Origin of the sequence: Bryocella elongata (assembly GCF_900108185.1) — a bacterium.
GTDB lineage: Bacteria > Acidobacteriota > Terriglobia > Terriglobales > Acidobacteriaceae > Granulicella > Granulicella elongata.
The window spans coordinates 1-22,900 of the sequence record NZ_FNVA01000003.1; the positions used below are offsets into that span (position 1 = coordinate 1).

The 22,900-nt window shown below is 59.7% G+C and carries 22 protein-coding genes; 15 read left to right on the forward strand and 7 right to left on the reverse strand.

The features are described from left to right. Positions 1 to 354 precede the first annotated feature (354 nt). Entirely contained in the window at positions 355 to 558 is a 204-nt protein-coding gene (locus C4S68_RS23170; protein WP_160115075.1) for a hypothetical protein, read from the forward strand. A gap of 175 nt (positions 559 to 733) precedes the next feature. Next, positions 734 to 1,690, forward strand: coding sequence for a DNA cytosine methyltransferase (locus tag C4S68_RS09300; RefSeq protein ID WP_103932808.1), 957 nt, complete (start codon positions 734 to 736; stop codon positions 1,688 to 1,690). Positions 1,691 to 1,692: 2 nt separating this feature from the next. Here C4S68_RS09300 and C4S68_RS09305 read toward each other — a convergent pair whose 3' ends face one another. Continuing rightward, positions 1,693 to 2,622 (reverse strand): NaeI family type II restriction endonuclease, encoded by a 930-nt coding sequence (locus C4S68_RS09305; protein WP_103932809.1) that lies wholly within the window; start codon positions 2,620 to 2,622, stop codon positions 1,693 to 1,695. A 21-nt stretch (positions 2,623 to 2,643) separates the two neighbouring features. Here C4S68_RS09305 and C4S68_RS09310 point away from each other — a divergent pair, with 21 nt between their 5' ends. The 7 genes from C4S68_RS09310 (at position 2,644) to C4S68_RS09345 (ending at position 11,788) form a co-directional block, all read left to right on the forward strand. Then, positions 2,644 to 3,093 carry a very short patch repair endonuclease gene (locus C4S68_RS09310; protein ID WP_103932810.1) on the forward strand — a complete coding sequence of 150 codons (450 nt, stop codon included), beginning with the start codon at positions 2,644 to 2,646 and terminating at the stop codon, positions 3,091 to 3,093. A 7-nt stretch (positions 3,094 to 3,100) separates the two neighbouring features. Next, a complete protein-coding gene (gyrA, locus tag C4S68_RS09315) occupies positions 3,101 to 6,034 on the forward strand; it encodes a DNA gyrase subunit A (protein ID WP_103932811.1) in 2,934 nt (977 codons plus the stop codon). A 48-nt stretch (positions 6,035 to 6,082) separates the two neighbouring features. Then, on the forward strand, positions 6,083 to 6,982 hold the full coding sequence (locus C4S68_RS09320; protein WP_103932812.1) for an ABC-three component system protein: 900 nt from the start codon (positions 6,083 to 6,085) through the stop codon (positions 6,980 to 6,982). Then, a complete protein-coding gene (locus C4S68_RS23950; protein WP_103932813.1) occupies positions 6,979 to 7,224 on the forward strand; it encodes an ABC-three component system middle component 6 in 246 nt (81 codons plus the stop codon). Before C4S68_RS09320 ends, C4S68_RS23950 begins: the two co-directional genes overlap by 4 nt. Beyond that, entirely contained in the window at positions 7,221 to 8,978 is a 1,758-nt protein-coding gene (locus tag C4S68_RS09330) for an ABC-three component system protein (protein WP_103932814.1), read from the forward strand. The genes C4S68_RS23950 and C4S68_RS09330 overlap by 4 nt, the downstream gene beginning before the upstream one ends. A 585-nt stretch (positions 8,979 to 9,563) precedes the next feature. Then, on the forward strand, positions 9,564 to 10,199 hold the full coding sequence (locus tag C4S68_RS09340; RefSeq protein ID WP_103932816.1) for a hypothetical protein: 636 nt from the start codon (positions 9,564 to 9,566) through the stop codon (positions 10,197 to 10,199). 161 nt (positions 10,200 to 10,360) lie between these two features. Next, positions 10,361 to 11,788, forward strand: coding sequence for an ArnT family glycosyltransferase (locus tag C4S68_RS09345; protein ID WP_146072092.1), 1,428 nt, complete (start codon positions 10,361 to 10,363; stop codon positions 11,786 to 11,788). 318 nt (positions 11,789 to 12,106) lie between these two features. Here C4S68_RS09345 and C4S68_RS09350 read toward each other — a convergent pair whose 3' ends face one another. From C4S68_RS09350 to C4S68_RS09360, 3 genes are all read right to left on the reverse strand, one after another. After that, positions 12,107 to 13,399: a serine/threonine-protein kinase gene (locus C4S68_RS09350; RefSeq protein ID WP_103932818.1), complete on the reverse strand. Its 1,293-nt coding sequence runs from the start codon at positions 13,397 to 13,399 to the stop codon at positions 12,107 to 12,109. 238 nt (positions 13,400 to 13,637) lie between these two features. Further along, a complete protein-coding gene (locus C4S68_RS09355; RefSeq protein ID WP_160115077.1) occupies positions 13,638 to 14,114 on the reverse strand; it encodes a helix-turn-helix domain-containing protein in 477 nt (158 codons plus the stop codon). Positions 14,115 to 14,207: 93 nt separating this feature from the next. After that, on the reverse strand, positions 14,208 to 14,468 hold the full coding sequence (locus C4S68_RS09360) for a hypothetical protein (RefSeq protein ID WP_103932820.1): 261 nt from the start codon (positions 14,466 to 14,468) through the stop codon (positions 14,208 to 14,210). A 234-nt stretch (positions 14,469 to 14,702) separates the two neighbouring features. Between C4S68_RS09360 and C4S68_RS09365 the strand changes: the two genes are divergently transcribed. Further along, positions 14,703 to 15,149, forward strand: a complete 447-nt coding sequence (locus tag C4S68_RS09365; RefSeq protein WP_103932821.1) for a nuclear transport factor 2 family protein — start codon at positions 14,703 to 14,705, stop codon at positions 15,147 to 15,149. A gap of 267 nt (positions 15,150 to 15,416) precedes the next feature. Here C4S68_RS09365 and C4S68_RS09370 read toward each other — a convergent pair whose 3' ends face one another. Beyond that, positions 15,417 to 15,701 (reverse strand): hypothetical protein, encoded by a 285-nt coding sequence (locus C4S68_RS09370; RefSeq protein ID WP_200821522.1) that lies wholly within the window; start codon positions 15,699 to 15,701, stop codon positions 15,417 to 15,419. A 98-nt stretch (positions 15,702 to 15,799) separates the two neighbouring features. Between C4S68_RS09370 and C4S68_RS09375 the strand changes: the two genes are divergently transcribed. The 3 genes from C4S68_RS09375 to C4S68_RS09385 all read left to right on the forward strand — a co-directional run bounded on the left by C4S68_RS09375 (position 15,800) and on the right by C4S68_RS09385 (position 18,360). Next, positions 15,800 to 15,985, forward strand: coding sequence for a hypothetical protein (locus C4S68_RS09375; protein ID WP_103932822.1), 186 nt, complete (start codon positions 15,800 to 15,802; stop codon positions 15,983 to 15,985). Between the two features lie 149 nt (positions 15,986 to 16,134). Further along, entirely contained in the window at positions 16,135 to 16,932 is a 798-nt protein-coding gene (locus C4S68_RS09380) for a hypothetical protein (protein WP_103932823.1), read from the forward strand. A gap of 207 nt (positions 16,933 to 17,139) precedes the next feature. Further along, positions 17,140 to 18,360 carry an acyltransferase family protein gene (locus tag C4S68_RS09385; RefSeq protein WP_103932824.1) on the forward strand — a complete coding sequence of 407 codons (1,221 nt, stop codon included), beginning with the start codon at positions 17,140 to 17,142 and terminating at the stop codon, positions 18,358 to 18,360. Positions 18,361 to 18,631: 271 nt separating this feature from the next. Here C4S68_RS09385 and C4S68_RS09390 read toward each other — a convergent pair whose 3' ends face one another. Continuing rightward, a complete protein-coding gene (locus tag C4S68_RS09390) occupies positions 18,632 to 19,123 on the reverse strand; it encodes an NUDIX domain-containing protein (RefSeq protein ID WP_103932825.1) in 492 nt (163 codons plus the stop codon). A 181-nt stretch (positions 19,124 to 19,304) separates the two neighbouring features. On the opposite strand from C4S68_RS09390, the gene C4S68_RS09395 reads away from it, so the two are divergent. Continuing rightward, a complete protein-coding gene (locus C4S68_RS09395) occupies positions 19,305 to 19,970 on the forward strand; it encodes a hypothetical protein (protein ID WP_146072093.1) in 666 nt (221 codons plus the stop codon). Continuing rightward, positions 19,960 to 21,042, forward strand: coding sequence for a hypothetical protein (locus C4S68_RS09400; protein ID WP_146072094.1), 1,083 nt, complete (start codon positions 19,960 to 19,962; stop codon positions 21,040 to 21,042). Before C4S68_RS09395 ends, C4S68_RS09400 begins: the two co-directional genes overlap by 11 nt. A gap of 21 nt (positions 21,043 to 21,063) precedes the next feature. Here C4S68_RS09400 and lepA read toward each other — a convergent pair whose 3' ends face one another. Then, entirely contained in the window at positions 21,064 to 22,866 is a 1,803-nt protein-coding gene (lepA, locus tag C4S68_RS09405; RefSeq protein ID WP_103932828.1) for a translation elongation factor 4, read from the reverse strand. Positions 22,867 to 22,900: the final 34 nt, after the last annotated feature.

The window sequence follows — 22,900 nt, forward strand, 5'->3', positions numbered from 1 at the left end:
CTCGCTCAAGCTCAACCGCCCAGCCACAACCGCCTTCGCCAGCTGCTTCCGAATCGCAAACGTCGTCCGAGCCAAAGGATGAGATCGCATCAGAACATCTCCCTGAAAAGACAATAACCTGATGCAAACTCACATTTAGCCGCTGAGGGAACGCGCGAAACTCAGAGCATCCTCACAATGGCTGTGAAGAAGACTTGATCTCGATCAGGCTTCCTCCCCAATGAAAACACCCCTCAGGGGGTCCGGGCTCTCGGACCCGCGCCGCGATTGCCCCTGCGTAGAATCCGAGTAGCCACCAGGCTCCTCCCGCCACCCCGAACGAAGCCGCCACGCATTTGGCACAATACGGAGACCATGCCACTCGACCTCACAACGTTCGCCATCAAGTGGCAGCAGACCCAGCTCACCGAGAAGTCCGCCTACCAGCAACACTTTCGCGACCTCTGCGAAGCCCTCGGCGTCTCTCATCCCACAGAAGACGACATGGTTGGGGGCAATTACACCTTTGAAAAGCACGTCACCAAGGTCGGCGGAGGCTCCGGCTTCGCCGACGTCTGAAAGCGCGACGCCTTTGCCTGGGAGTACAAGCTCCCCCGGGGCGAGTCCGCGCTCCCGCGTCTGAAGGTGCAGATTTTTCGCCGGGACATTTCCGCGGCGTTCGCTCTTGGGAACATCTTGCCTCCTTCGTGTTTTCTTCGATCATTTCCAAAGAGCTTTTCGTTATAACGAAGGTATGGCGAAACGTCTAAGAGTTCTGGAATTGTGCGCAGGCGCGGGCGGTCAGGCCCTAGGGTTTGAGCAGGCTGGATTCGAGCACGCGGCACTGGTTGAACTCGACGGTCACGCATGCCGCACACTTCGATTCAACAGACCGCACTGGGACGTTAGGCACGAAGACCTGAACAACTTCGACGGCTCGGAGTTTGCAGGTGTGGACGTAATTGCGGCGGGGCTCCCTTGTCCCCCATTCTCGAAGGCCGGCAAGCAGCTTGGTAGCGCTGATGAGCGCAACCTCTTTCCCGCTGCCCTCGATTTGATTAGGCGGCTTCAACCTCGAGCCATCGTGATTGAGAACGTTCGCGGCATTCTGGATGCCGTTTTCGCAGATTACCGGACATACATTGCCAATGAGTTACCCGGATACTGGACCGATTGGCATCTGCTGAATGCCTCTGACTACGGGGTGTCTCAACTAAGACCCCGAGTTAACTTTGTTGCGATTCGCCGCGGCCTTGAGAGCAACTTTCGCTGGCCGACTCCATCGGAGGTGCCGCCGCCAACCGTAGGTGAGCTGTTGGTGGATCTCATGAAAGAGCGCGGTTGGGCTGGCGCCGAGGCGTGGAAGAGCATCGCAAATGAAATTGCTCCGACGCTGGTAGGCGGAAGCAAAAAACACGGCGGACCAGACCTTGGCCCCACCCGGGCCCGTAGGGCCTGGGAAGCTCTAGGTGTCAACGGCAAGACTCTCGCAGATGCCGCTCCAGATCGCGACTTCCAAGGAATTCCTCGCCTCACGGTTCGGATGGCAGCGAGGATTCAGGGATTTCCGGACGACTGGCAGTTTGTCGGTGGGAAAACTGCAGCATATCGGCAGGTTGGAAACGCCTTCCCGCCCCCCGTTGCCAAGTCAGTCGCAGCTCAGGTGAGAAAGTGTCTTGAAGCGCGAGCTTCTCTCAGAATGGTCGGCTAGCTTCAGATTTTTTTGCCCCGCTTCAGTATCTCTTCTTCCGCGCTTGTAGCGGCCTTGATGGATATGAACTCATCCCTCGCGCATACGGGGAGCCCTAGTTCATGAATGAGGGCCCGATCATATTGGCCCGAGAGGAGGACGATTCCCTCCCCTACAAATTCGTCCCTTGCTCCTCCTCCCTTTCTGATTCTTCTCATCGGATCTTCTTGCTGCGCCAAGCCCACCGCTACCTTCTTGGGGATGGGTTGCCGCATAAACTTGCGAAAGAGGGCGGCAACTCTCTTGGTCCCCTTCCCAGACGAGAGGATCGCTTCTCTAATCGGAACGGGAACCTGTTGCCAAAAGTTAGGTGGATAGGGGTAATCCCTTAGGAGCCAATGCGCATTCTCTCTTATCCCGCGAGCCGAGATAGAACGTTTCTTATCCTGATTTCCTTTGTTCAGAATTTCTGGCCGGGCCACGATGATACCGATACTGAACGTTGACCTAACCTCGTCGGCTGAGACTACGATGCAGGGACGACCGAACGCCTCCGGCGGGACATACCAAGTTCCCGTGACCGTGTTCTTGATATCCACTTCAACTCCTCGTAAGTTGAGGTCCAAAAGTTTACCCCAAGGGGCACCGAGGTAATTTCTGAGTAGGATTTCGACTTTCGTACCTATGTAGGTTTTTTCTGTCTTCTCTAACTCGTCAATGAGAAATCGTCCAGACCTGCCGGTGTCGATTACCTCATCGATCGCGCGGCGAATGAGTGTAGGAACCTCTGCACAAAACTGCTTCCACCCGCCCCCGAGCCGAAGGATCTCCTCGTGAAGGAAGCACATCAATTCATAGTCCTGATGAGTGGCAGGAAAGTTGAACCCCTCCGGCAAGGACTTCGGCACGTATCCACGCCAAGGGGTGTTTGCGGCTGTTGACTCATCGGACATCTAATGCCTCCGGAGGATCCAATGGATAAGCTTAGCCAAGCTCGTCGCTCCGAGAACATGCGGCGAATCAAGAGCCTAAACACCTCGCCCGAGATCTCTGTTCGCCGGCTCATTTTTGGTATGGGTTACAGGTTCAGACTTCATTCCAAAGCACTCCCGGGGAGACCCGATTTAGTCTTTCCCGGTCGCCGAGCCGTGATCTTCGTTCACGGATGCTTTTGGCACCAGCACACCAAGTGCAACGAGGGGCGAATCCCGTCCTCTAGGCCCGAGTATTGGGCGCCAAAACTGGCCGGCAACGTGGCCCGTGACACCACGCGGAAGGATGAGCTTCGCCAGTTGGGGTGGCGCGTGATGGTGATTTGGGAGTGCGAAGTCATGTCCCCGAAGACTGCTGCCAAAATCAAGCGATTCTTGGGCAAACCTGGACCAAACCAACCGTCGGCAAAGGCGAAGAAATTGCTAAAATAAACGTTGAATGGCAGACGATCAGAACCAGCTCCCCCTAGGGTCGAATCCCGACGATCTCACCCCCTCCCAGGACGCAAACTCCAACAATCCGCCGCCCGGCGGTGGTGCGGGAGGCCCCGGTGCGCCCACAGGCCCCGGAGCTCTGATCATGACCCCCATCAACATCGAGGAGGAGATGCGCCGTTCGTATCTCGACTACTCGATGTCCGTCATCGTCGGCCGCGCGCTGCCCGACGTCCGTGACGGCCTCAAGCCCGTGCACCGCCGCATCCTGTACTCCATGCAGGAGCTCGGCCTCCAGCACAACAAGAAGTACATGAAGTCGGCCAAGCCGGTCTCGCAGGCCATGGGTAACTACCACCCCCACGGCGACACCGCCATCTACGACGCACTCGTGCGCCTCGCCCAGCCCTTCAGCCTGCGCTATCCCCTCGTCGATGGCCAGGGTAACTTCGGCTCCGTCGACGGTGATCCACCCGCCGCCATGCGTTACACCGAAGCCCGCATGATGCGCATCACCGCCGAGATGCTCGCCGATATCGACTCCGATACCGTCGACTTCGTCCCCAACTACGACGACTCGACCACCGAGCCCACCGTACTGCCCTGCCGCTTCCCCAACCTCATCGTCAACGGCGGCACCGGCATCGCCGTCGGCATGGCCACCAACATCCCGCCGCACAATCTCACCGAGGTCCTCAACGCGTCCATTGCCCTCCTCTCGAAAGAGAAGTCCGACACGCGTTCCAACCTCGACATCGTGCTCGAGCACGTCCAGGGTCCCGACTTCCCCACCGGCGGCTTCATCTACGGCAAGTCCGGCATCCCCCGCGCCTACCAGACCGGCCGCGGCCGCTTCATGATGCGCGCCAAGTGCGGCCTCGAGCAGATCACCGGCGGCCGACAGGCCATCATCGTCTCTGAGATCCCCTACCAGGTCAACAAGTCGACCCTCATCAAGCGCATCGCCGAGCTCGTCAACGAGAAGATCGTCGACGACATCTCCGACGTCCGCGATGAGTCCGACCGCGACGGCATGCGCATCGTCATCGAGCTCAAGCGCGGCGCCCAGAGCGAGATCGTCCTCAACCAGCTCTACAAGCACACCTCCATGCAGGAATCCTTCTCCATGATCTTCCTGGCCGTCCACGGCGGCCAGCCCAAGGAGTTCCCGCTCGACCACGCCATCTGGGCCTTCCTCGATCACCGCATCGACGTCGTCCGCCGCCGCACCGCCTTCCTCCTCAACAAGGCCCGCGAGTTCGAGCACATCCGCCTCGGCTACCAGATCGCCCTCGACCACCTCGACAACGTCATCAAGATTATTCGCCAGAGCTCCTCGCGCGCCGACGCCCGCGAGAATCTCTTCGGCTACTTCTCCAACCGCCGCATCAACCTCCGCGGCACCGAGATCCAGGGTGTCACCCTCGACCCCGCCAAGTACGGCATCGACCTCAACGGCGGCAGCGTCTCCGCCCAGCTGGCCAACAACTCCGCCGGCACCCTCATCCTCAGCTACCGCCAGATCGACGCCATCCTCGAACTCCAGCTGTACCGCCTCACCCAGCTCTCCATTGACGAGATCATGAACGAGCTGCGTAAGGTCCGCGACGACATCGCCGAGTACGAATCGATTCTTGCCTCGGACAAGAAGCTCCGCCGCGTCATCATCAAGGAGCTCGAGGAAGTCCGCGACAAGTACGGCGACCCCCGCCGCACCATCATCCTCGACGAGACCACCGAGCTCACCCTCGAAGACCTCATCGCCGACGAGCAGGTCGCCGTCACCGTCTCCAACACCGGCTACCTCAAGCGCACACCCATCACCGTCTACCGGCAGCAGAAGCGCGGCGGCACCGGTCGCATGGGCATGAAGACCCGCGAGGAAGACTTCGTCTCGCAGCTCATCATCGACTCCACCCACGCCTACCTGCTCTGCTTCACCAACTCCGGCCGCGTCTACTGGCTCAAGGTCTACGAGATCCCCGACGTCGGCGCCGCTGGCAAGGGCAAGGCCATGGCCTCCCTCGTCGACCTCCAGCCCGGCGAAAAGGTCGTCACCATCCTCCCCGTCCGCAACCTGGAAGAGGATGGCAAGTTCGTCTTCTTCGCCACCCGCAACGGCACCGTCAAGAAGACCGCGCTCAAGGACTTCTCCAACGTCATGGCCCGCGGCATCATCGCCATCGGCATCGACAAGGACGACGAGCTCATCACCGCCCGCATCACCGACGGCGAGCAGGTCATCTTCCTCGCCACCCACGAAGGCCTAGCCATCCGCTTCCACGAGGCTGACGTGCGCAGCATGGGCCGCCCCGCCACCGGCGTCCGCGGCATCGCCCTCAAGAAGAACGACTACGTCATCGGCGCAGCAGTCACCCCGTCCTCCGAGGCCCGCAACAAGCAGCGCCTCGAACGCGCCCGCGAAGCCGGACTCGCCGACGTCGTTGCCAAGGCCATCGACGAAGCCATCGACTCCGCCGCAGCCCAGCCCATGGCCCTCGCCCCCGGTGACGACACCGCCGAGGTCCCCACCGCCGCTCCCGAGATCAGCGCTAAGCTCGCCAAGCTCGACGAGAAGCTAGGCCTCACCCCCTGCCTCATCCTCTCCGTCTCCGACAACGGCTACGGCAAGCGCACCGACGTCGACGCCTACCGCCTCCAGACCCGCGGCGGCAAGGGCGTCATCAACATGAAGACCACCCCAAAGATCGGCAAGGTCACCAGCATCAACCTCGTCGACGACACCACCGAGATGATGGTCATCAGCCAGTTCGGCAAAATCATCCGCATCGACACCAAGTCCGTAAGAGCCGCCGGCCGCAGCACCTCCGGCGTCCGCCTCTTGAACCTGGAAGCCGACGACAAGGTAGCCTCAGCAACCGTAATCCCCCCCGAAGACCCCAAAACCAACGGCGACGGCGGAACCCTGCTGCAATAGCCTAGAACGGGATAGACTTACGTATCCAACGAGAGCACCCGGAGCAGCATGCGCGCTTGGTACGAGCTTAAGTTCAACGACGAATTCCGTTCCAGGACGGGAACCGAGTTTCAATCGCTATTCAGCGCCATCATGGAGCGCCGGTATCCCGGCGACTTCCGGAAGGTCAAGCCATACGGAAATCAAGGCGACCACAAGTGCGACGGATATCATGCGTCAAAGCGGCGTGTATACCAGGTTTACGCACCGGAGACGTTCAAGGCTACGGTTGCAAAGGATAAGATCGACGAGGATTTCACAGGAGCCGTTGCTCATTGGTCAACCCTCATGGGCGAATGGGTATTCGTCCACAATCAACACAAGAGCGGCCTTCCCCCGCAGACGGTAAAGCACCTTCAGAGCCTCAACGGCTCAAACGGCGTCTCGGTCGAGTCTTGGTGCGATGTCGAGCTGCGCAACGAGTTTTTCTCGCTGCAATCTGAAGACCAAGCTGCCATTTTGGGCCACACGCCAACTGATTTGACCTTCAAACGTCTCGACATAAAAGACGTGATCGTCGTCGTGAACGCGCTGGCCCAGCAAGAGGCGCCCGTTGGATTACCGGTTGCAGAAGTAGCACCTGGCAAGCTCGAAGCCAACCAGCTGTCGGACTACACTCAGTCGCTCTTGACGATGGGAAGCCGCAAAGCTCATTTAGTGAAGAAGCTTTTCGACAAGTGGCACGATCCAGAGCTTGGCGACCGCGTCGCAGCGACCTTTCATGCGAAATACCTGGAACTGAGGGATTCTGGGGAGTCAGGTGATGATCTCTTAACTCACCTTTGGCACTATGCTGGCGGCGGAAGCCAAGATGGTTCTGCGAAGGAAACGGCCGTCTTGGCATTGCTCGCCTTCCTCTTCGAAGAGTGCGAGATTTTTGAGCCCGTCAAAGAATCGGAGCCGTCATGATTCTGCCCACAAAGCGCTTACCGGAGGATAGAGCGCTTCTCGCGGTCGGCGGGGACGTCCTTTCACTGCTCTCGGAACCAGCGACGGTCTCAAAAGTTTGGTCGGATATCAAAGAGATGCGCAGCTCGCGCACAAATGCGAGCCCACTGTCGTTTGATTGGTTCGTGCTGGCTGTAGCTCTCTTGTTCTCGATGAAGCTCGTAGAGCTAAACGACGGCCGTCTGAAACGGGTTGGAATGTGATCTACCGAATCTACAGTTCGTTGCCATCATTCAAGCAGCTCGAGTTCGGCCCGGGCCTCAACGTCCTTTTAGCAGACAAAGAGTCGAAGGCCAAGTCTAAGCAGACTCGGAACGGGGCTGGAAAATCGTCGACCCTCGAAATCATCCACTTCGTTTGCGCCGGGGAGTGCGACAAGGATTCGATCTTTAAAATGCCCGAGCTGGCCGGCCATCGATTCGGCCTGGAGTTCGACCTAGGGGGGCAGGTGGTCCGAGCGGAGCGATCCGGATCAGAGCCTGGTGACGTGATCGTCAACGCATCCTCGTTCGGGGATTGGCCCGTAAAGCCCGAGCTGTCAGAAGAGAAGCAGGAATGGATTCTCAACGTGAAGTCATGGGACAGAGTCCTTGGGCATTTCATGTTCGGACTTGACGCCTCAGCCAAGAGGGGTCAATCAGCTTACGCACCAACTTTTCGATCCCTTTTCCCCTATTTCGTGAGAAGGGAGCCCGGCGGGTTCTCAAAACCCTACCTATATTTCTTGCAATCAAAGCCGGTCCAATGGCAAGTCGCGGTCTCTTTTTTGTTAGGTCTCGACTGGACAATACCGCAAGATTGGCAAAAGGTGCGGGACTCCGAAGATTCGATTAAGAAGCTAAAGGCAGCTGTCGGGGAAGGAGACCTTGCAGAGGTCGTCGGGAAAAAGGCAGAGCTTCGGGCTGAAATCGCTTCTAAGTCAAAGGAGTTGGCAAAATTTCAAAGCCGCATCAGCGGCTTCCAGGTATTGCCTGATTTCAGAGAATACGAACAACGGGCAGGGGAACTAACCAACGAGCTGTCGAGATTATCAGCAGACAACACACTCGACGACGAGCTAATCCTTGACCTGGAGACGGCAATCGAAGATGAGCATACCCCCCAGATCTCGGAGCTGGAAAAGGTTTATAAAGAGGCCGGTCTTGTATTGCCTGGTGTCGCGCTACGTGCCTTCAACGACGTGAAGCTCTTTCACGAATCAGTGGTATTAAATCGAAAATCATACCTAAATTCAGAGATTCAAGCGGCAAGACAACGGATCGCGTCTCGGGAACGACGCAAAGCCAGCTTGGACGCCGAGCGCCAAGCATGTTTCGGACTTCTAAGCTCCCACGGCGCGCTGGAGCAGTTCCTAAAACTCCAAGCCGAATATGGCAAGAAGGTCGCCGAATTGGATCTCTTACAGAGAAGATTCGCCGCCGCCGAGCAGATAGAAGAAGGCTTGGCAAAGGCCAAGATCAGACGGCAACAACTGCTGCTCCGGCTACAGCAGGACTATTCCGAGCAGGCAGACCAACTTAATAAGGTCATCGTGACATTTCAGGAGATATCGAGCGAGCTGTATGAGAAGCCAGCCCTTTTCACGCCATCCGAAACAACGAACGGGCCAACCTTCAATGTCGAGGTCCAAGGCGAACGGAGCCCTGGGATCGGACACATGCAGATCTACACCTTCGACATGATGCTGTGTCAACTTGCAGCCTCAAAGGGTTTGGGGCCAGGCTTTCTTGTCCATGATAGCCACCTCTTTGACCCGGTCGATTCAAGACAAGTTGGTGCAGCCTTGGCCTTAGGGCAAAGATTTGCTGCCGCCTACAACGTTCAATACATCGTTACGTTTAACTCGGATAAAGAAATCGAATATCCGAGAGGCTTCGACGTCACGCCGTTTCATGTTCCAACGAAACTGACCGATGCAACACTGACCGGTGGCCTTTTTGGAATTCGCTTCGCCTAGCTACCCCTTGCTAGTGGCCAAGTAATCGGCCCTGCATCCATGACGCGATCTCGACGAGGCATGAGCTGGTCCCGCTCTGCCGAAGGCCGGAGGGACGCGAAGCGCAATGACTGAATGCCGTCCACGCCCTCCCAAAAGCTACACCCCACATCCGCCGCCTGATCCTCCTCGCCCTTCTGAGCTTCGCCCCGGCCTGTCTCGCGCAATCTAACCCCTCCGCCGGAACAGCCGACGACGTCCTCGCCGCCGAGCGCCTCTTCTGGACCAACGACACCTCCGCCGACACCGCCGCGCCCGTCAGACAGGTCTCCCCGCCATCCCCGGATGGCAACAGCGAATCCCCGACGAACCCCAACATCCCCACCGTGTGAGCCCTCACCGCTCCCAAACTCCTGTCAACCCCCACATCCGGCGACACGCCCTCAAAACCCGCGCCAACACAGCCAAAACCGGCGTCAGCACGGTGGCACAATCACCCCACCCGCCTCCCTACAATAGAAAGTGGAGCCCGAAAACGGCGTCCTTGGCCAATCAGAGCCCTGGACCCGCGCTGCTCCCCAATCCTGAATCGCTGGAAAATCCAACATGTCGACCAACTTCTGTAGACACATCCGTGCCAACGGCACGCGCTGCAACTCGCCCGCGCTCCATCGCGAGCCCCTCTGCTACTTCCACGACCGCGAGCGTCGCCGCTACCCCAACCGCCGCCAGTCGCCCCTCGCCGGCGAGTCGACCACAGACTTCGACGTCGAGACCATCATCCATCCCCTCAATCCCGACCTTGGCGGCCTGCAGCGCAATCCGCTCGTCCAGGAGTACTTTGGCAACTTCCAGCGTCCCGTCACCCTCGACTTCCCGCCCCTCGAAGACCGCGAATCCATCCAGATCGCCGTCTCCATGGTCGTCTCCGCACTCGGCCAGGGACTCATCGATACCAAACGCGCCGGCATGGTGCTCTATGCCCTCCAGGTAGCCAGCGCCAACGCCAAAACCCTCGTACGCGACCCCCACACCGTCACCCACACCGTCCCCTCCGCCGACGGCCACGATCTCGCCCCCGACGAGGATCCCGAGGCCCCCGAAGATCCCGAGGCCCCCGAAAATCCCGAGGATCCCGAGGAAAAACCCGAACCCCTCGGCTCCGCCGCAGCGCTCCTCCGCGAACTGGATTCCATCTCCGATCTCCCCTCGGATGAAGATTTTGAGGACACCCGGGGGTAGGGGCCCCATCACCACGAGCCGCACCTCTTCCCCAGTAGAATGACCACGTGTCTCAAGAGATCGTTAGACGCGCCTTCCTCCGACTCCTCAAACCCTGGCTCGCCGCATATTGCAGCCTCATCGTGTTGACGTTCCTCGTCCTCACCTGGCATTGGCCACTCATGGGCGACTCGGGCCTCGTCCACTACGTCGTCTTCCTTACCCACCACGGCTGGGGCCCCTATCGCGACATCATCGAGATCAATACCCCCGGTGCGTACCTCACCGAAGATCTCGCCATGCTTGTGTTCGGCGGCGGGGCGCTCGGCTGGCGGCTCTTTGATTTCGCCTTGCTCGTGCTGGCTGGGCTTGGCTACGTATACCTCATGGGAGTGGACCGGCGGCAGGCCGGGTTCCTGGCGGGCACGCTCTTTCTCACCATCCACGGTCAGGACGGCGTTATGGCCGGCGGACAGAGAGATCTCACCGCTGCCGTCCTCCTGATTTCGTCCGCTTGCTTCGCCCTCTATGCCACGTCGGCAAGCCAGGCAAGATCGCGTTCTATAAGCCTGCTGCTTGCGGGCATCTGTGTCGGTTGGGCCACATGCCTCAAGCCACCGCTTGGCATCTTCGTCTTGTTACTGGTCGCATGGCTCTGGGTGCAGCTGCGGACCTCTCGCAACGGTCTTCCATTGTTACTTGTGGCTGTCGGCGGCAGCCTGTGCCTTCCTTTGGTGTGCCTTGGTTTTCTCCTTGCCAACCAAGCGCTCACCGCCTACTGGACGATGCTCCACGGCTTGGATGCCTACCACCTGTCGCTAGGCCGCCGAACAATCGGCTATCTCCTGCTCCATTCGATCTCTCCCCTCCAGCCTCTCTTGCTGCTGACAGCGGCAACTGCGATCTTTGCCTGCCAACGCTCTCTGGATAAGGTCGATCTTCTCCTGCTCGCCGGAGCCCTCGTTGGACTTCTTTCCTACATCACCCAGAGAAAGGGCTTTTCCTACCAGCGCTACCCTTTTCTTATCTTCCTGATTGCCCTTTGCCTCCGGCGTCTATTTCGAAAAGTGCCCTCGTCCGGGGCTGCGGCCATCTTTCCACCGGCCGCAATCACCCTCTGCGTCGGCATGATCCTTCTGCAGACCTATAAGCTCTCCACCTACTCCCGCCAGGACCCGGACGCCCCACTCCTCGCCGACATCAAGGCCCTCGGCATCGATCACGACTCAGGCAGCATCCAGTGTCTGGACACAATCGGCCCATGCATCGAGAGCTTATACAAAGCAAAGCTCCTCCCAGCCACCGGCTTCTTCTACGATTGTTACTTCGAGAGCAACGTCGACCCGATCTCCCTGGATCAGCGCAGAAAATTCCAGCAGGCGATGCTGGCAACAAAGCCCCGGTGGATCATCCTGACCGAATCATCCTGCTTCAACCAGCCCCCCAGCTTCGATAAATTTCGCGACTGGCCATGGCTGCAGGCAACACTCGCCTCGTACAGCCTCGTCCGCCAGCAACCCTCCGACACCCTGCAACGTTATTGGTCCCGCCCCGAAAAACCCCTCGAATACCGCATCTACCGCAGGGAACCCAACGAAGCAGGCCGCTAGCAAATCGATCCTTTTCTTGTTGTCATCCCCGCAGGGGATCTGCTTCGCTCAACCCACAAACCGTCATCCTGAGCGGAGCGCACCGCGCGAAGTCGAAGGACCTGCATCTCCCTCAACCAGCCACAGCCCCCAAGCCCTTCGGGAACGGATGCACTTGCTCTTGCCCCTCTTGTTTGTCATTCCTGAAGGGAATCTGCGTCTCGCGCACTCCCGCCGCGACCGGAAGGGCCCGGTTTCAACCGGGCCGCACAATGCCCCACAAAAATAGAAAGGGCGCGGGCTTAAGCCCGCGCCCTCCGTCCTGAAACCGTCATCCGATCACTGCTCCGGCACTTCGGACGGAAAGAGGTTTGCTAGAGCTGGAATCAGCCGACTGCGGTTTATATAACCTGACACCGCACGCAATTCATCTAGATGGTGGCGCAAAACAACCCAGTGTTGTTGAGCATCTTCTTCGCTCTTGATCGAATGCACCATTGAGCCGAACTTCTCCATTACGGCCCATCGGTTATGGCTGACTCCCACCACAAGAACAGCCTCAGTCAATCGCGCACGAACGATAGGGTCACCGCTCTCATAGAACAAACGCCCACAAACACTGGCGATTGTGTCCGTATAACTGAACCCCCAACTTTGCGAGGTCACATAATTGAAAAATGTTCCGACAAGATGCCGAGCGAGATCGGGTTGGCTTTTTTCCAGTGCGCTAAAAACTCCGTCTGGGATTGTCATCAATGCGCTATGGACGACATCGCCGTTGTCCGCCTGCTTCTTTAATGCCATCGCCAACTTGTCAAGATTAGAACTGAACTCCAACGGGCTCTTCAATTTTTCGAGTAGGTCTTCAATCGAATCCGGTTCTAAATCACCAAGTAAAAGACCCATCGTGGCAGAGAAGTCCAAAAGCAACTCCGAAACCGTTTGATATCTGTTTGCCGGATCGCGGTGCGAAGCTTTTTTGATAACAGCCGCAATTGGGTATGGGACTGCATCAAGATCTATGGGTCCGAGATCGATCCCATAAAAAAGATCGTAGAGAATCCGCCCCAAACTGTAGATGTCTGATCTAGCGTCCGCTCGCTTGGCATCGGCAAGCTGCTCCGGAGCACAGTAAAGGAGCGTCCCAAATCCCTGACCAGTGTTCGTAAGCCTGGTCGAAGCGGATGTCAAAATCCGGCCCAGACCAAAGTCGGTTACCGCGATGTCTGTATCCGAGTTAAGAAGCACATTCTCAGGCTTTAGATCTCTATGGATAACTCCCTCCGCGTGGGCATAGGACATACCATCACAGATGGAAGTGAATATGTTCTTGATCCTGGCAAAGTCCCCCGTGACAGAGGGCATCCGATGGAAGAGCGATGCAGAGTATAGAGGCATGACATAGTAGAGTTCCCCCACCCCATCTCCAAGTTCTTTACCAAGGACTTTGACCACATTGGGATGGGAAAGCGTCTCAAGGCAACGGACCTCTCGCCGGAAGCGGTCTTCGCTGACTTGGTCGCGGTCGACGAGGTATTTGACCGCTACCTCTGCGCCGTCCGTCACGCGGGTTGCGGACCAGACCTCTCCAAATCCACCCGAACCAATATGTGCATTCTTCATGAAATTCATGGCGTCCCTCTCTGTGCCAGAGTTTGATCTGAAGATAGCTTAAGGCCTCCCGCGTAGTAAGCGACGGGCTCATGGGCAGCAATAGAAATCCGCCTCATGACGAGCAATCAAGATGACCCCGGGGGTGCGCACTGTCGGGTGGCCCACCCATAGCCGACTATAAAACAGCAGGGGTGCGGGTTCCCGACCTGTACGCGCACTCTGCTAGCGGGTGGGAAGCAGGACGCACGAAACCCCCTCACGCTGCCTTCGTCTCCACAGTCCATCCCCGCACGCCATCCACGCGGGCAATAATCCGCTGATCTGGCCCAACATGGGATGTCCAGGTCTGATTCGCGACCCGCTCCATCAGCTCCGGCTTCTTCAGTGCCTCGGCCACGCTCAGCGTGACGACCAGCAGCCGCGCCAGCTTATCGTTCGAGTGCGTAATCGTCACCACACCGTTCTCCATGCGCGAGTACTGCTCGCTCGTCAGTCCCAGCAGTTGAGCAAAGTCCTTCGACGACTTGCCCACCCGCTTCCGCAGGAACCGCAGCTCGTCTCCCGTAAGCGGAGCATCCTTCGAGAGCAGCGTCACCGCAATCCACGTCAGCAGGTCAGGCAGCCGAGGGATCGCCGCCCGCTGCTCCAGCGTCTCGCGATCCACCTCGTACTCCACCCCCACCAGGTACACGTTCGGCAGACCTGATCCCACGAAGTGGTACGGCTTCCGCATCGTCGACGTCTTCTTCTCGATCTTTCGCGCTCTTGCCTTTCCCGTTCCTGGATTCTCCGCCACGCCCATCACTCCCGCCTCAATACTTCGTAATCACCACTTCGTAGTGACCAGGATCTCGACCTGTTCGTCGCGCACCGCGATGATCAACGTCAACTCGTCATCGTCCAGGTCTTTGCCGTCGAGCTTGTAGGTCCAGTTGCCGTGGTCGTCGCTCCACTGCGGCTTACCCTTGAGCTTCCACTCGCTCCGCAGCATGTGCTGGATGTCATCCATGCTGACGTTGCGGTAGCTGCGGTCGTTCTTCGAGTGCCACGACTCCCGGATAGTTCCGTAAAGGACGATCCTTTGCACGCAAACGCGCAACGCATCCTCGCTCAGCGCTGCAGGCCGCTCCGCAGGACTTGCGTTTATATCAATTTAGCTGCAGAGCCCGGCGTCTGCGCAACACCCTTCTTCGGAAAAGGAATCACCTTCGTTCGCGATCGACCCAAAGCGGACACTCCTCAACGCGCCTGGAATGCCGCCAAGTCTACCAACTTCCGGCTCAGCTTCTTCGCGTAACCACCACCCCGCTACAATCCCACCATGCGCCGCCTCATCCTCCTCGCCCTTCTGAGCTTCGCCCCGGCCTGTCTCGCGCAATCCAACCCCTCCACCGCAACAGCCGACGCCGTCCTCGCCGCCGAGCGCCTCTTCTGGACCAACTACACCTCCGCCAACACCGCCGGGCTCGCCAAACAGTTCACCCCGGACTTCCGCAACGTAGAGCAGGAGACATGGGACGGGCCGCAGGTCCTTCACTTCGTCTCTGTCTTCTTCAAGCAGTGCACCCTCGCCCCAGTCAAAATCCGCGAGCCGAAGGTCGTCTTCCTCACACCCACCATCGCCACCCTCACCTACCGCGCCATCGAGTCACCCAGCTGCCAGGGCAAGACCATGTCAGGCGACACGAACATCTCCACCGTCTGGGTCCTCCAGCAAGGCCAGTGGAAGATGCACCTCCACACCGAGTACGCCGTTCCTCCCCAATAAGCCAAGCCACAACCGGAGAGACCCTCCGATTCCCCAGCCCACAACCGGAGAGTGTCTCCGGTTGGCGTAGTTCCTGGCCCAACTCCCTATAATGGATACAGGAAGAGAAATGGGCCGCCACCAGGCGGCCCGTCTTGTCTGCAAAACATCCGCGCCTTCTGAACCCTGGACCCTGACCCCGAATCCCTGAAAAGAAGTCCGCCTCTAAATTCCTTGTTTCGAAGACTTTGCCCCAAACAGGGGGAGGGGAGGGTACCCCGGCAGGCGTTAGGAGAACAGCCCCGCAGGCTTCTCCACCAGCGGCTCGCCCTTCGAGCCGCTCTGGCAGCCCGGACACGTCCGCGCGTGGATATCGCAGCCGTTCGCTCCGTACTCCAGAGCGCAGTCCTTGCACTTGAGCCGATAGATCACTTGGCCCGGGAAGGTTGTCGACCGCGCTCCAGTGCGCTCCAAGACCCGTTGGCCCCGAGGGTTCACGTACCCCGGCACCGTGGTCCGAGCCTTATCTGCTCCCACTCGCGAAACTTTTCCCTGGTACGACGTCAGCTTCAAGCCCGACTCCTGCTTCCACTATGCCCGACTCACCCGTGGAACCGCACCTTCCCACAGCATGCATCCAACTCTGCTACTGAGACTAAGCTGGAGCCTGCTTGGCGACCATCATCCACATCGTTGTCACGTTGGTCGTGGCGATCCTGCGTGGCTTTGCCACCGCGCTGCTGCTGCTGTTCTCCCGTGCTGCCGTGGCGATCGTGGCCGTCATCGGCGTCATCGCCGCCGCGCTGGGCCTCTCCGGCACCCTCGGTGCCAGCATCCGCCGCCGCCCCCGCGACTAGCCGCCCCACGCGCATGAGACGCAAGCATTCCGCTCAATGTTTACAAGCGTCCGAGGCAACCCCGCTATCTTTTGCCTTGCCCCACTCTCGTGGATGCACCGCGACATTCTGCCTCGACGCGCATCTATATACACAGAGGATTTCGCGGAATGAGCCGGCTTATCACTACCCTTGCAGCACTGGCGACGCTCTCAGCGGGCGTTGCATTCTCGCAGGACACCACTGCCCCGCAGGACCAGAACCCCGCACCGATTGAGCGCAGCTACGCTCCTGCGCCGCAACAGATGCAGGCAGCTCCCGGCGATTACGCCCCGAGTGAGGGAGCTCCCCCACCGCAGCGCCGCATGCAGTATCCCCGCCTGAATAACGCCTCCATCGCTCCCGGCGTATGGCTCCGCAGCACCGGCGCCACGCACTCCGAAACCCTGAGTGCCACTCCCGACAAGGTGGAGATCCGCATCGATCACGGCGTCGCCAACCTGAACGTGCACCACCCCGACCACCGTCCCCAGATCCTGGTCGACCTTCCCGGCGGCCAGACAGCGATCCTGAAGGACGGCCTTTACACCTTCAACGCGGACACCAACACGGTGCGCACGCTGAAGGGCGAAGCGGAAGCTTATGCGAGCGCGTCAGCCAAGCCGGTGAAGGTGAAGGAGGATCATGCGCTGACCTTCGGCGGCGAGCAGCGCGCGATGGAGTTCGGTCCCATGGATTTGCGCGGTGACCTTCTGCCCGGTGCCGCCCCAGCCAATGGTGAACCTGCATACGGCGACGGCTACGGTTACTACCCGGGTTATGCCTATGGCTACCCCTACGGCTATGGTTATGGCCCGTACTGGGGCGAACCCTACTGGGGTGGCTGGGGGTATCCAGGCTTCGGTGTTGGCATTGGCTTTGGCTACGGCGGCTTCTACGGTGGCGGATTCCGTGGCTTCCGCCGGTAAGTAACAAGCTCGGCGCGTAGGCCGCGGACGCAGGGGTGAGGTATCTCTGCGATAGATCGCGACCGGCAAATACGTGCCCCTCCCACGACGTGTCTTGCGCGTACGGGTCGGCTTCCCGCCGGTTCGTACGCGCGTCGTGTTTAACGTGAATGTTCCGGGATACGAGGAGCGGCGGTCGCTTGCCACCCGGTTCTGTACCATCTTGAAGTGACTGGCACAAACGCTACACAGCCTGCTCTGAGCCGCCTCGATGGCATCGACGTACTGCGCGGGATCTCGATCCTTGCAGTCATTCTGCTGCATACGTGGATTCGTTTCCGCGGTGTGGATGTGAACCTCGGACGAAATTGGAACCCGATGTTGTCGCACCTTGCGCTCCACAACGGAGGGAACGGCGTCACGATCTTCTTCGCCGTCTCGGGCTTCCTGATCACGCTCACTTCGTTGCGACGGTTTGGTTCGCTCGGCGGGATCAAGCCTCTGGTCTTCTACCGCATCCGTTTTGCGCGCATCATGCCGTTGTTGTTGCTGCTGCTCGTGGTGCTCAGCGTGATGCACCTGGCGAAGGTGCCGGGCTTCGTCATCAACCCGAAGATAGCCACGCTGCCTCGCGCGTTGTTTGCGGCGCTCACGTTCCATCTCAACTGGCTGGAGACCTCACGCAACGGCTGGCTGCCTGCGGTGTGGACGGTGCTGTGGTCGCTTTCGATTGAGGAGATGTTCTATCTCTTCTTCCCGCTGGTCGCGGTGGTGCTGATGCGGCGATGGAGCGGCGGCATCCGCGTGTGGCTGTTGCTTGCGATGGTGCTGGTGGCCATAGGCCCATGGGCGCGAGTGGTGTGGCCGGCGAACGATCTTGCGGCGGAGAACTCGTATCTCGCAGGCATGAGCGACATCGCCATGGGATGCATCGCGGCGGTGTTGATGAACTGGTTCCGGCGGAGGAAGCTCATCCTAGGTACGTCCTGGCTGAATGGTCTGCAGTGCGTTGGTGCTGCAATCATCGCGCTGATCCTCGTGTGGCCCCGGTGGCGCGTGATGCACCTGCTGGGCGCGAGCGGCACCGACGACACGTTGCTCGCGCTTGCAACGGCCATGGTGATGGTGGCCGTAACACTGCGCCGGCTGCAGAATCCGGAGGCACACTCGTCGCCATGGACAGCGGCGATTCGGTGGTTTGGGCGGCACAGCTATGAGCTGTATCTCTCGCACGAGTTCCTGGTGATGGCGGGGGTTGCGATCTTTGCGCATTACTATCCGACGCCGCATGGCATGAAGCTGAACCCCGCTCCACATGCGGCGATTGCTATCTATGTGGTGTGTGTCGTCCTGTTGTGCGCTCCGCTGGGATGGGCGCTAGCTAAGTTCTTCTCCGAGCCGCTGAATCGCAGGCTTCGCGGAGCGATGCCAGCGAGGGCTGAATCGTAATTCGGCGTTGGGGTACCCCCCTCCCCCCAATCCCCGGGGGTGTCGCCAAAATATTCAAAACGGACGGCTTGGGTGGGGGTATCCCTCGCAGCGACGGGCGCTGTGCGATGTGTGACACCGTTGTGGTTTTGTCCACTCTTCTTATTGTAAAGAACGGAGCGGGCGAACTATGCCAGGAGCGGAAGGCGCATTTCGCCAATGGTGGCGCGGGTATTTGCGAATCGAGCGAGCGCGGAGGGCTTGACAGGAGACGGTGCCGTGCGTGGGCGGGTCAGCCACGCGATGCGACGCCGAGGCGCAGGTGCTCTTCGAGACGAGCGAGGTGCGGATGCTGCTCGGCGCGTAGGTAGAGCGTTGCCTCGGTGAGGGTGAACCATGCGCCGCGGTCGATCTCGGGGATGGTGAGCTGCTGTCCGGAACGCGGCGGCCACTCGATCTCGCAGGTGTTGCTGATGAGCTGCGCGGGATCGCAGTCGCCGGCGAAGGCCCACGCGGCGACGACCTTGCCGCTCTTCTGGCGGATGGAGCCGAGGTCGAGGAATGGAGCGTGAGAGGCGAAGCCGGTCTCTTCGAGGAACTCGCGGCGGGCGGCATCGAGCGGCGCTTCGTCGCCGTCGAACTCGCCTTTGGGAATTGTCCACGAGCCTTCGTTCTTCTTCTGCCAATAGGGCCCGCCGGGATGCACGAGGAAGACTTCGAGGCCGTGTGCTACGCGGCGGAAGAGGAGAAGGCCGGCGGATTGTTTGGAACGTTTCGAGGACATCTCTGATTATTGTGATGCGGGGGAACGATTGGCAGCAGATCTGTCCACTTCAGCTTTCGGGTTCGTGGATACTTCACGCATCCGCGTCTGAGAGTGAATGTGGGTTCCTCGGATGGGACGTCCCATCTATGACGGACCGTTCGTGGATCGACTCGCTGATACCATCCGGTGCATGGGGATTATGAAGTCGATTAGCAACGCGTTCGCTCCCAGTGACCCGGAACTGGTCGAGAAGACCCTGGCACGGCTCGACGAGCAGGACACGTGGAATGACGTATTTTCCACTAAGCTCTTCGAGCTATTAGACGGCAATGACGCACTGCTTGCCGACGTGCGTAAGGCAGTGCAACAGGCGAGCGCATGCAGCAAGCTAGCCTTGGACTCCGAGGCACTGGCTTACCGAGCCGAACGCGCCTTCAACGCTTCGATTGACAGGCAGAATCAAGCTACTGACAAAATGGTTGCCGCCAGCCGTGCCTTTGAACAGGCAGCGGCTGAGGCGGAGATGGCCTCGCAACGGCTAACCGAAGCGAACACCAGGTTCGAAGCCCACCAGCGCGCTATGGAAGCAAAGCTAGCCGATTGTCTTCGCGAGAACAAAGAAGGGCTGTCCGAGGTACGGCTGAACATCGAGGCGGATCAGGCGATGGCGCGCAGTCGACAGCGCTCTTCCGAGCGAAGGCTCATCATTTTCCAGCTCATTTGCGTTGCGGCTCTCTGGATAATGTTCGTCGCGGCGCGTACGGTCACCCTCCGGCCTATAGCCCTGGCGGCTCTGCTGGCGGTGCCCGTGCTGATCACGGCTGCTGTTGGCGTGTTCTGCTGGAGGTCGACGGTTGAAGCCTGATCTCGTCGCTCGCTGGAAAAAGGTAATGGAAGCCACACCGGGGCCGCTGCGCAAGCCCTTGGAATTGATGACGCGCGGCTGCAACGCGGACGACTTTGTAGACACCGCTGTGGTCGGTGGCATAGCACTTGCTGACATCGTTGCAGGGAAGATCAGCGAGGCGCAGATCCCCCACGCGGTCATCGAGGCATATCACGCGCAGTATCCGCAGATGCACGCTTCGTTCGTGGAGGAGGTGCACCACTTAGCGGCGAATCCGGCAGCGCTGCAGGGTTTCGTGAACGGCGTCAAAGGAAAGCTCTTCGAGATCGACTATGTGCAGTGGCTCAACGCAGGTCACCTGCCCCACGGCTGCGTCGCCGAGCTGGCGCATAGCGCAACGCAGCCGGCGTGGGACATTGTGGTCCGGGACAGTCACGGTCACATCCAGGAGCTCCTGCAGCTGAAAGCCACCGACAGCATCGCCTACGTCCGTGATGCAATCGCCGCACACCCCCACGTCGATGTGGTAGTTCCTCATGAGTTGTACGAACGGATGTCGGCACACCCGGAACTCCTGCATCACCTAGTTGATGGGAAAGCTCACCTGTTAGAGATGAACCAGCGTGTAGCAGAAGGAATTCACCATGCCGACGTGGCGCATGTTGGGTTCCATATACCGGTCGTGGCGATAGCCTTCGCGGCGTGGGAAAGCTTTAGCAGATATCGGCGGGGTGAATTGACGCGCGAAGAGGAGATCGCCAGATTTTTTGAACGCTCGGCTTTGGCCACATTCGCTAACGCCGCGGGTTGGGCAGCGCACGTGGTTACACACTCCTCCCTTCTCACCGTACCAGCAGGGATGATGGCGCGAATGGCTGGGGGGCAGTTGGTGCACAATGTCAGGCGTCGCAAAATCCTTGACGCCAAGATGGTCATCGTGCGCGATTCGCGTTTGATCCTGGCGTCCCGCAAAGTGCAAGAGCCGATTGGGCTGTCCGGAACGGCAGAGTGCAGTCGGCCCAAAGAAGCATCAGAGCGGAGTTTGCCGGTCGAAACAGGAGCACCTAGTTGGCCCATATTGCAATGGTGAACAGCGCCTTCGGCCGTCGACCTACTCTTCTCCGACTTTGAGGACGGCGAGGAAGGCTTCCTGGGGGATGTCTACCTTGCCGATGCGCTTCATCCTCTTCTTACCTTCCTTCTGCTTGTCGAGGAGCTTGCGTTTGCGGCTGATGTCGCCTCCGTAGCACTTGGCGATGACGTTCTTGCGGATCGCGGTGACGGTGGAGCGGGCGATGATCTTGGAGCCGATGGCGGCCTGGATGGCGACCTCGAACATCTGGCGCGGGATGAGCTCGCGCATCTTTTCGACGAGCACCTTGCCGCGGTCGTAGGCGGAGTCGCGGTGGACGATGATGGAGAGCGCGTCGACGGGATCGCCGCCGATGAGGATGTCCATCTTCACCATGGGCGAGATCCAGGTGCCGGCGAGGTGGTAGTCGAGCGAAGCGTAGCCGCGCGACACGCTCTTGAGGCGGTCGTAGAAGTCGAGGACGATCTCATTGAGCGGCAGCTCGTAGGTGAGCATCACGCGCGTCTCGGAGACGTACTCGATGTTCTGCTGGCGGCCGCGCTTGTCTTCGACGAGCTTGAGGATGTTGCCGACGTACTCCTCGTTGGTGAGGATCTTGGCCTGGATGACGGGCTCGTCGATCTGCTCGATCTCGGAGGGGTCGGGCCAGCGCGAGGGGTTATCGACGACGAGCTTGGAGCCGTCGGTCATGGTGATGTTGTACTGCACGCCGGGTGCGGTGATGATGAGGTCGAGGTCGTACTCGCGCTCCAGGCGCTCCTGGATGATCTCGAGATGGAGCAGGCCGAGGAAGCCGCAGCGGAAGCCGAAACCCAGCGCAACAGAAGACTCCGGCTCGAAGTTGAAGCTGGCATCGTTGAGGCGCAGCTTCTCGAGCGCATCGCGGAGCATGCCGTGGGCGTGCGAGTCGACGGTGTAGAGGCCGGCGAAGACCATGGACTTGATGTCTTCGAAGCCAGGGAGCGCCTCTGCGCATGGTCTATCGACGTGGGTGATGGTGTCGCCCACCTTGGTGTCGGCGACGTTCTTGATGGTGGCCACGAAGAAGCCGACTTCGCCGGCGGAGAGCTCTTCGAGCACGACCGGCTTGGGCGTCATGACGCCGATGGAATCGACATCGAACTGGCGGCCGTTCGACATGACCTTGATCTTGTCGCCTTTGCGGAGGCGGCCGTTGATGATGCGGGCCAGGATGATGACGCCCTTGTAGGGGTCGAACCAGCTGTCGAAGATGAGCGCCTGCAGCGGAGCTTCCGGATCGCCCTTGGGCGGCGGCACGAGGTGCACGACGGCTTCGAGGATGTCGGCGACGTTGAGGCCGGTCTTGGCGGAGACGCAGACGGCGTCATCGGCGGGCAGGCCGACGGACTTCTCGATCATCTCCTTGGTGCGGGGAATGTCGGCGGAGGGGAGATCGATCTTGTTGATGACCGGGATGATCTCGAGGCCGTTGGAGATGGCGAGGTACGCGTTCGCCAGGGTCTGCGCTTCGACGCCCTGGGAGGCATCGACGACCAGCAGCGCGCCTTCGCAGGAGGCGAGGGAGCGCGAGACCTCGTAGGAGAAGTCGACGTGGCCGGGGGTGTCGATGAGATTGAGCTGGTAGGTCTGGCCGTCGTCTGCTTTGTACATCATGCGGACGGTGTGGGCCTTGATGGTGATGCCGCGCTCGCGCTCGAGGTCCATCGCGTCGAGGACCTGGGCCTGCATCTCGCGGGAGGTGAGGCTTCCCGTGATCTCCAGCAGGCGGTCGGAGAGGGTGGATTTTCCGTGGTCGATGTGCGCGATGATCGCGAAGTTTCTGATGTGGCTGGGATCCATGCTTTTGCTTCGAGAGGAGGCGGAATGAGCGCGT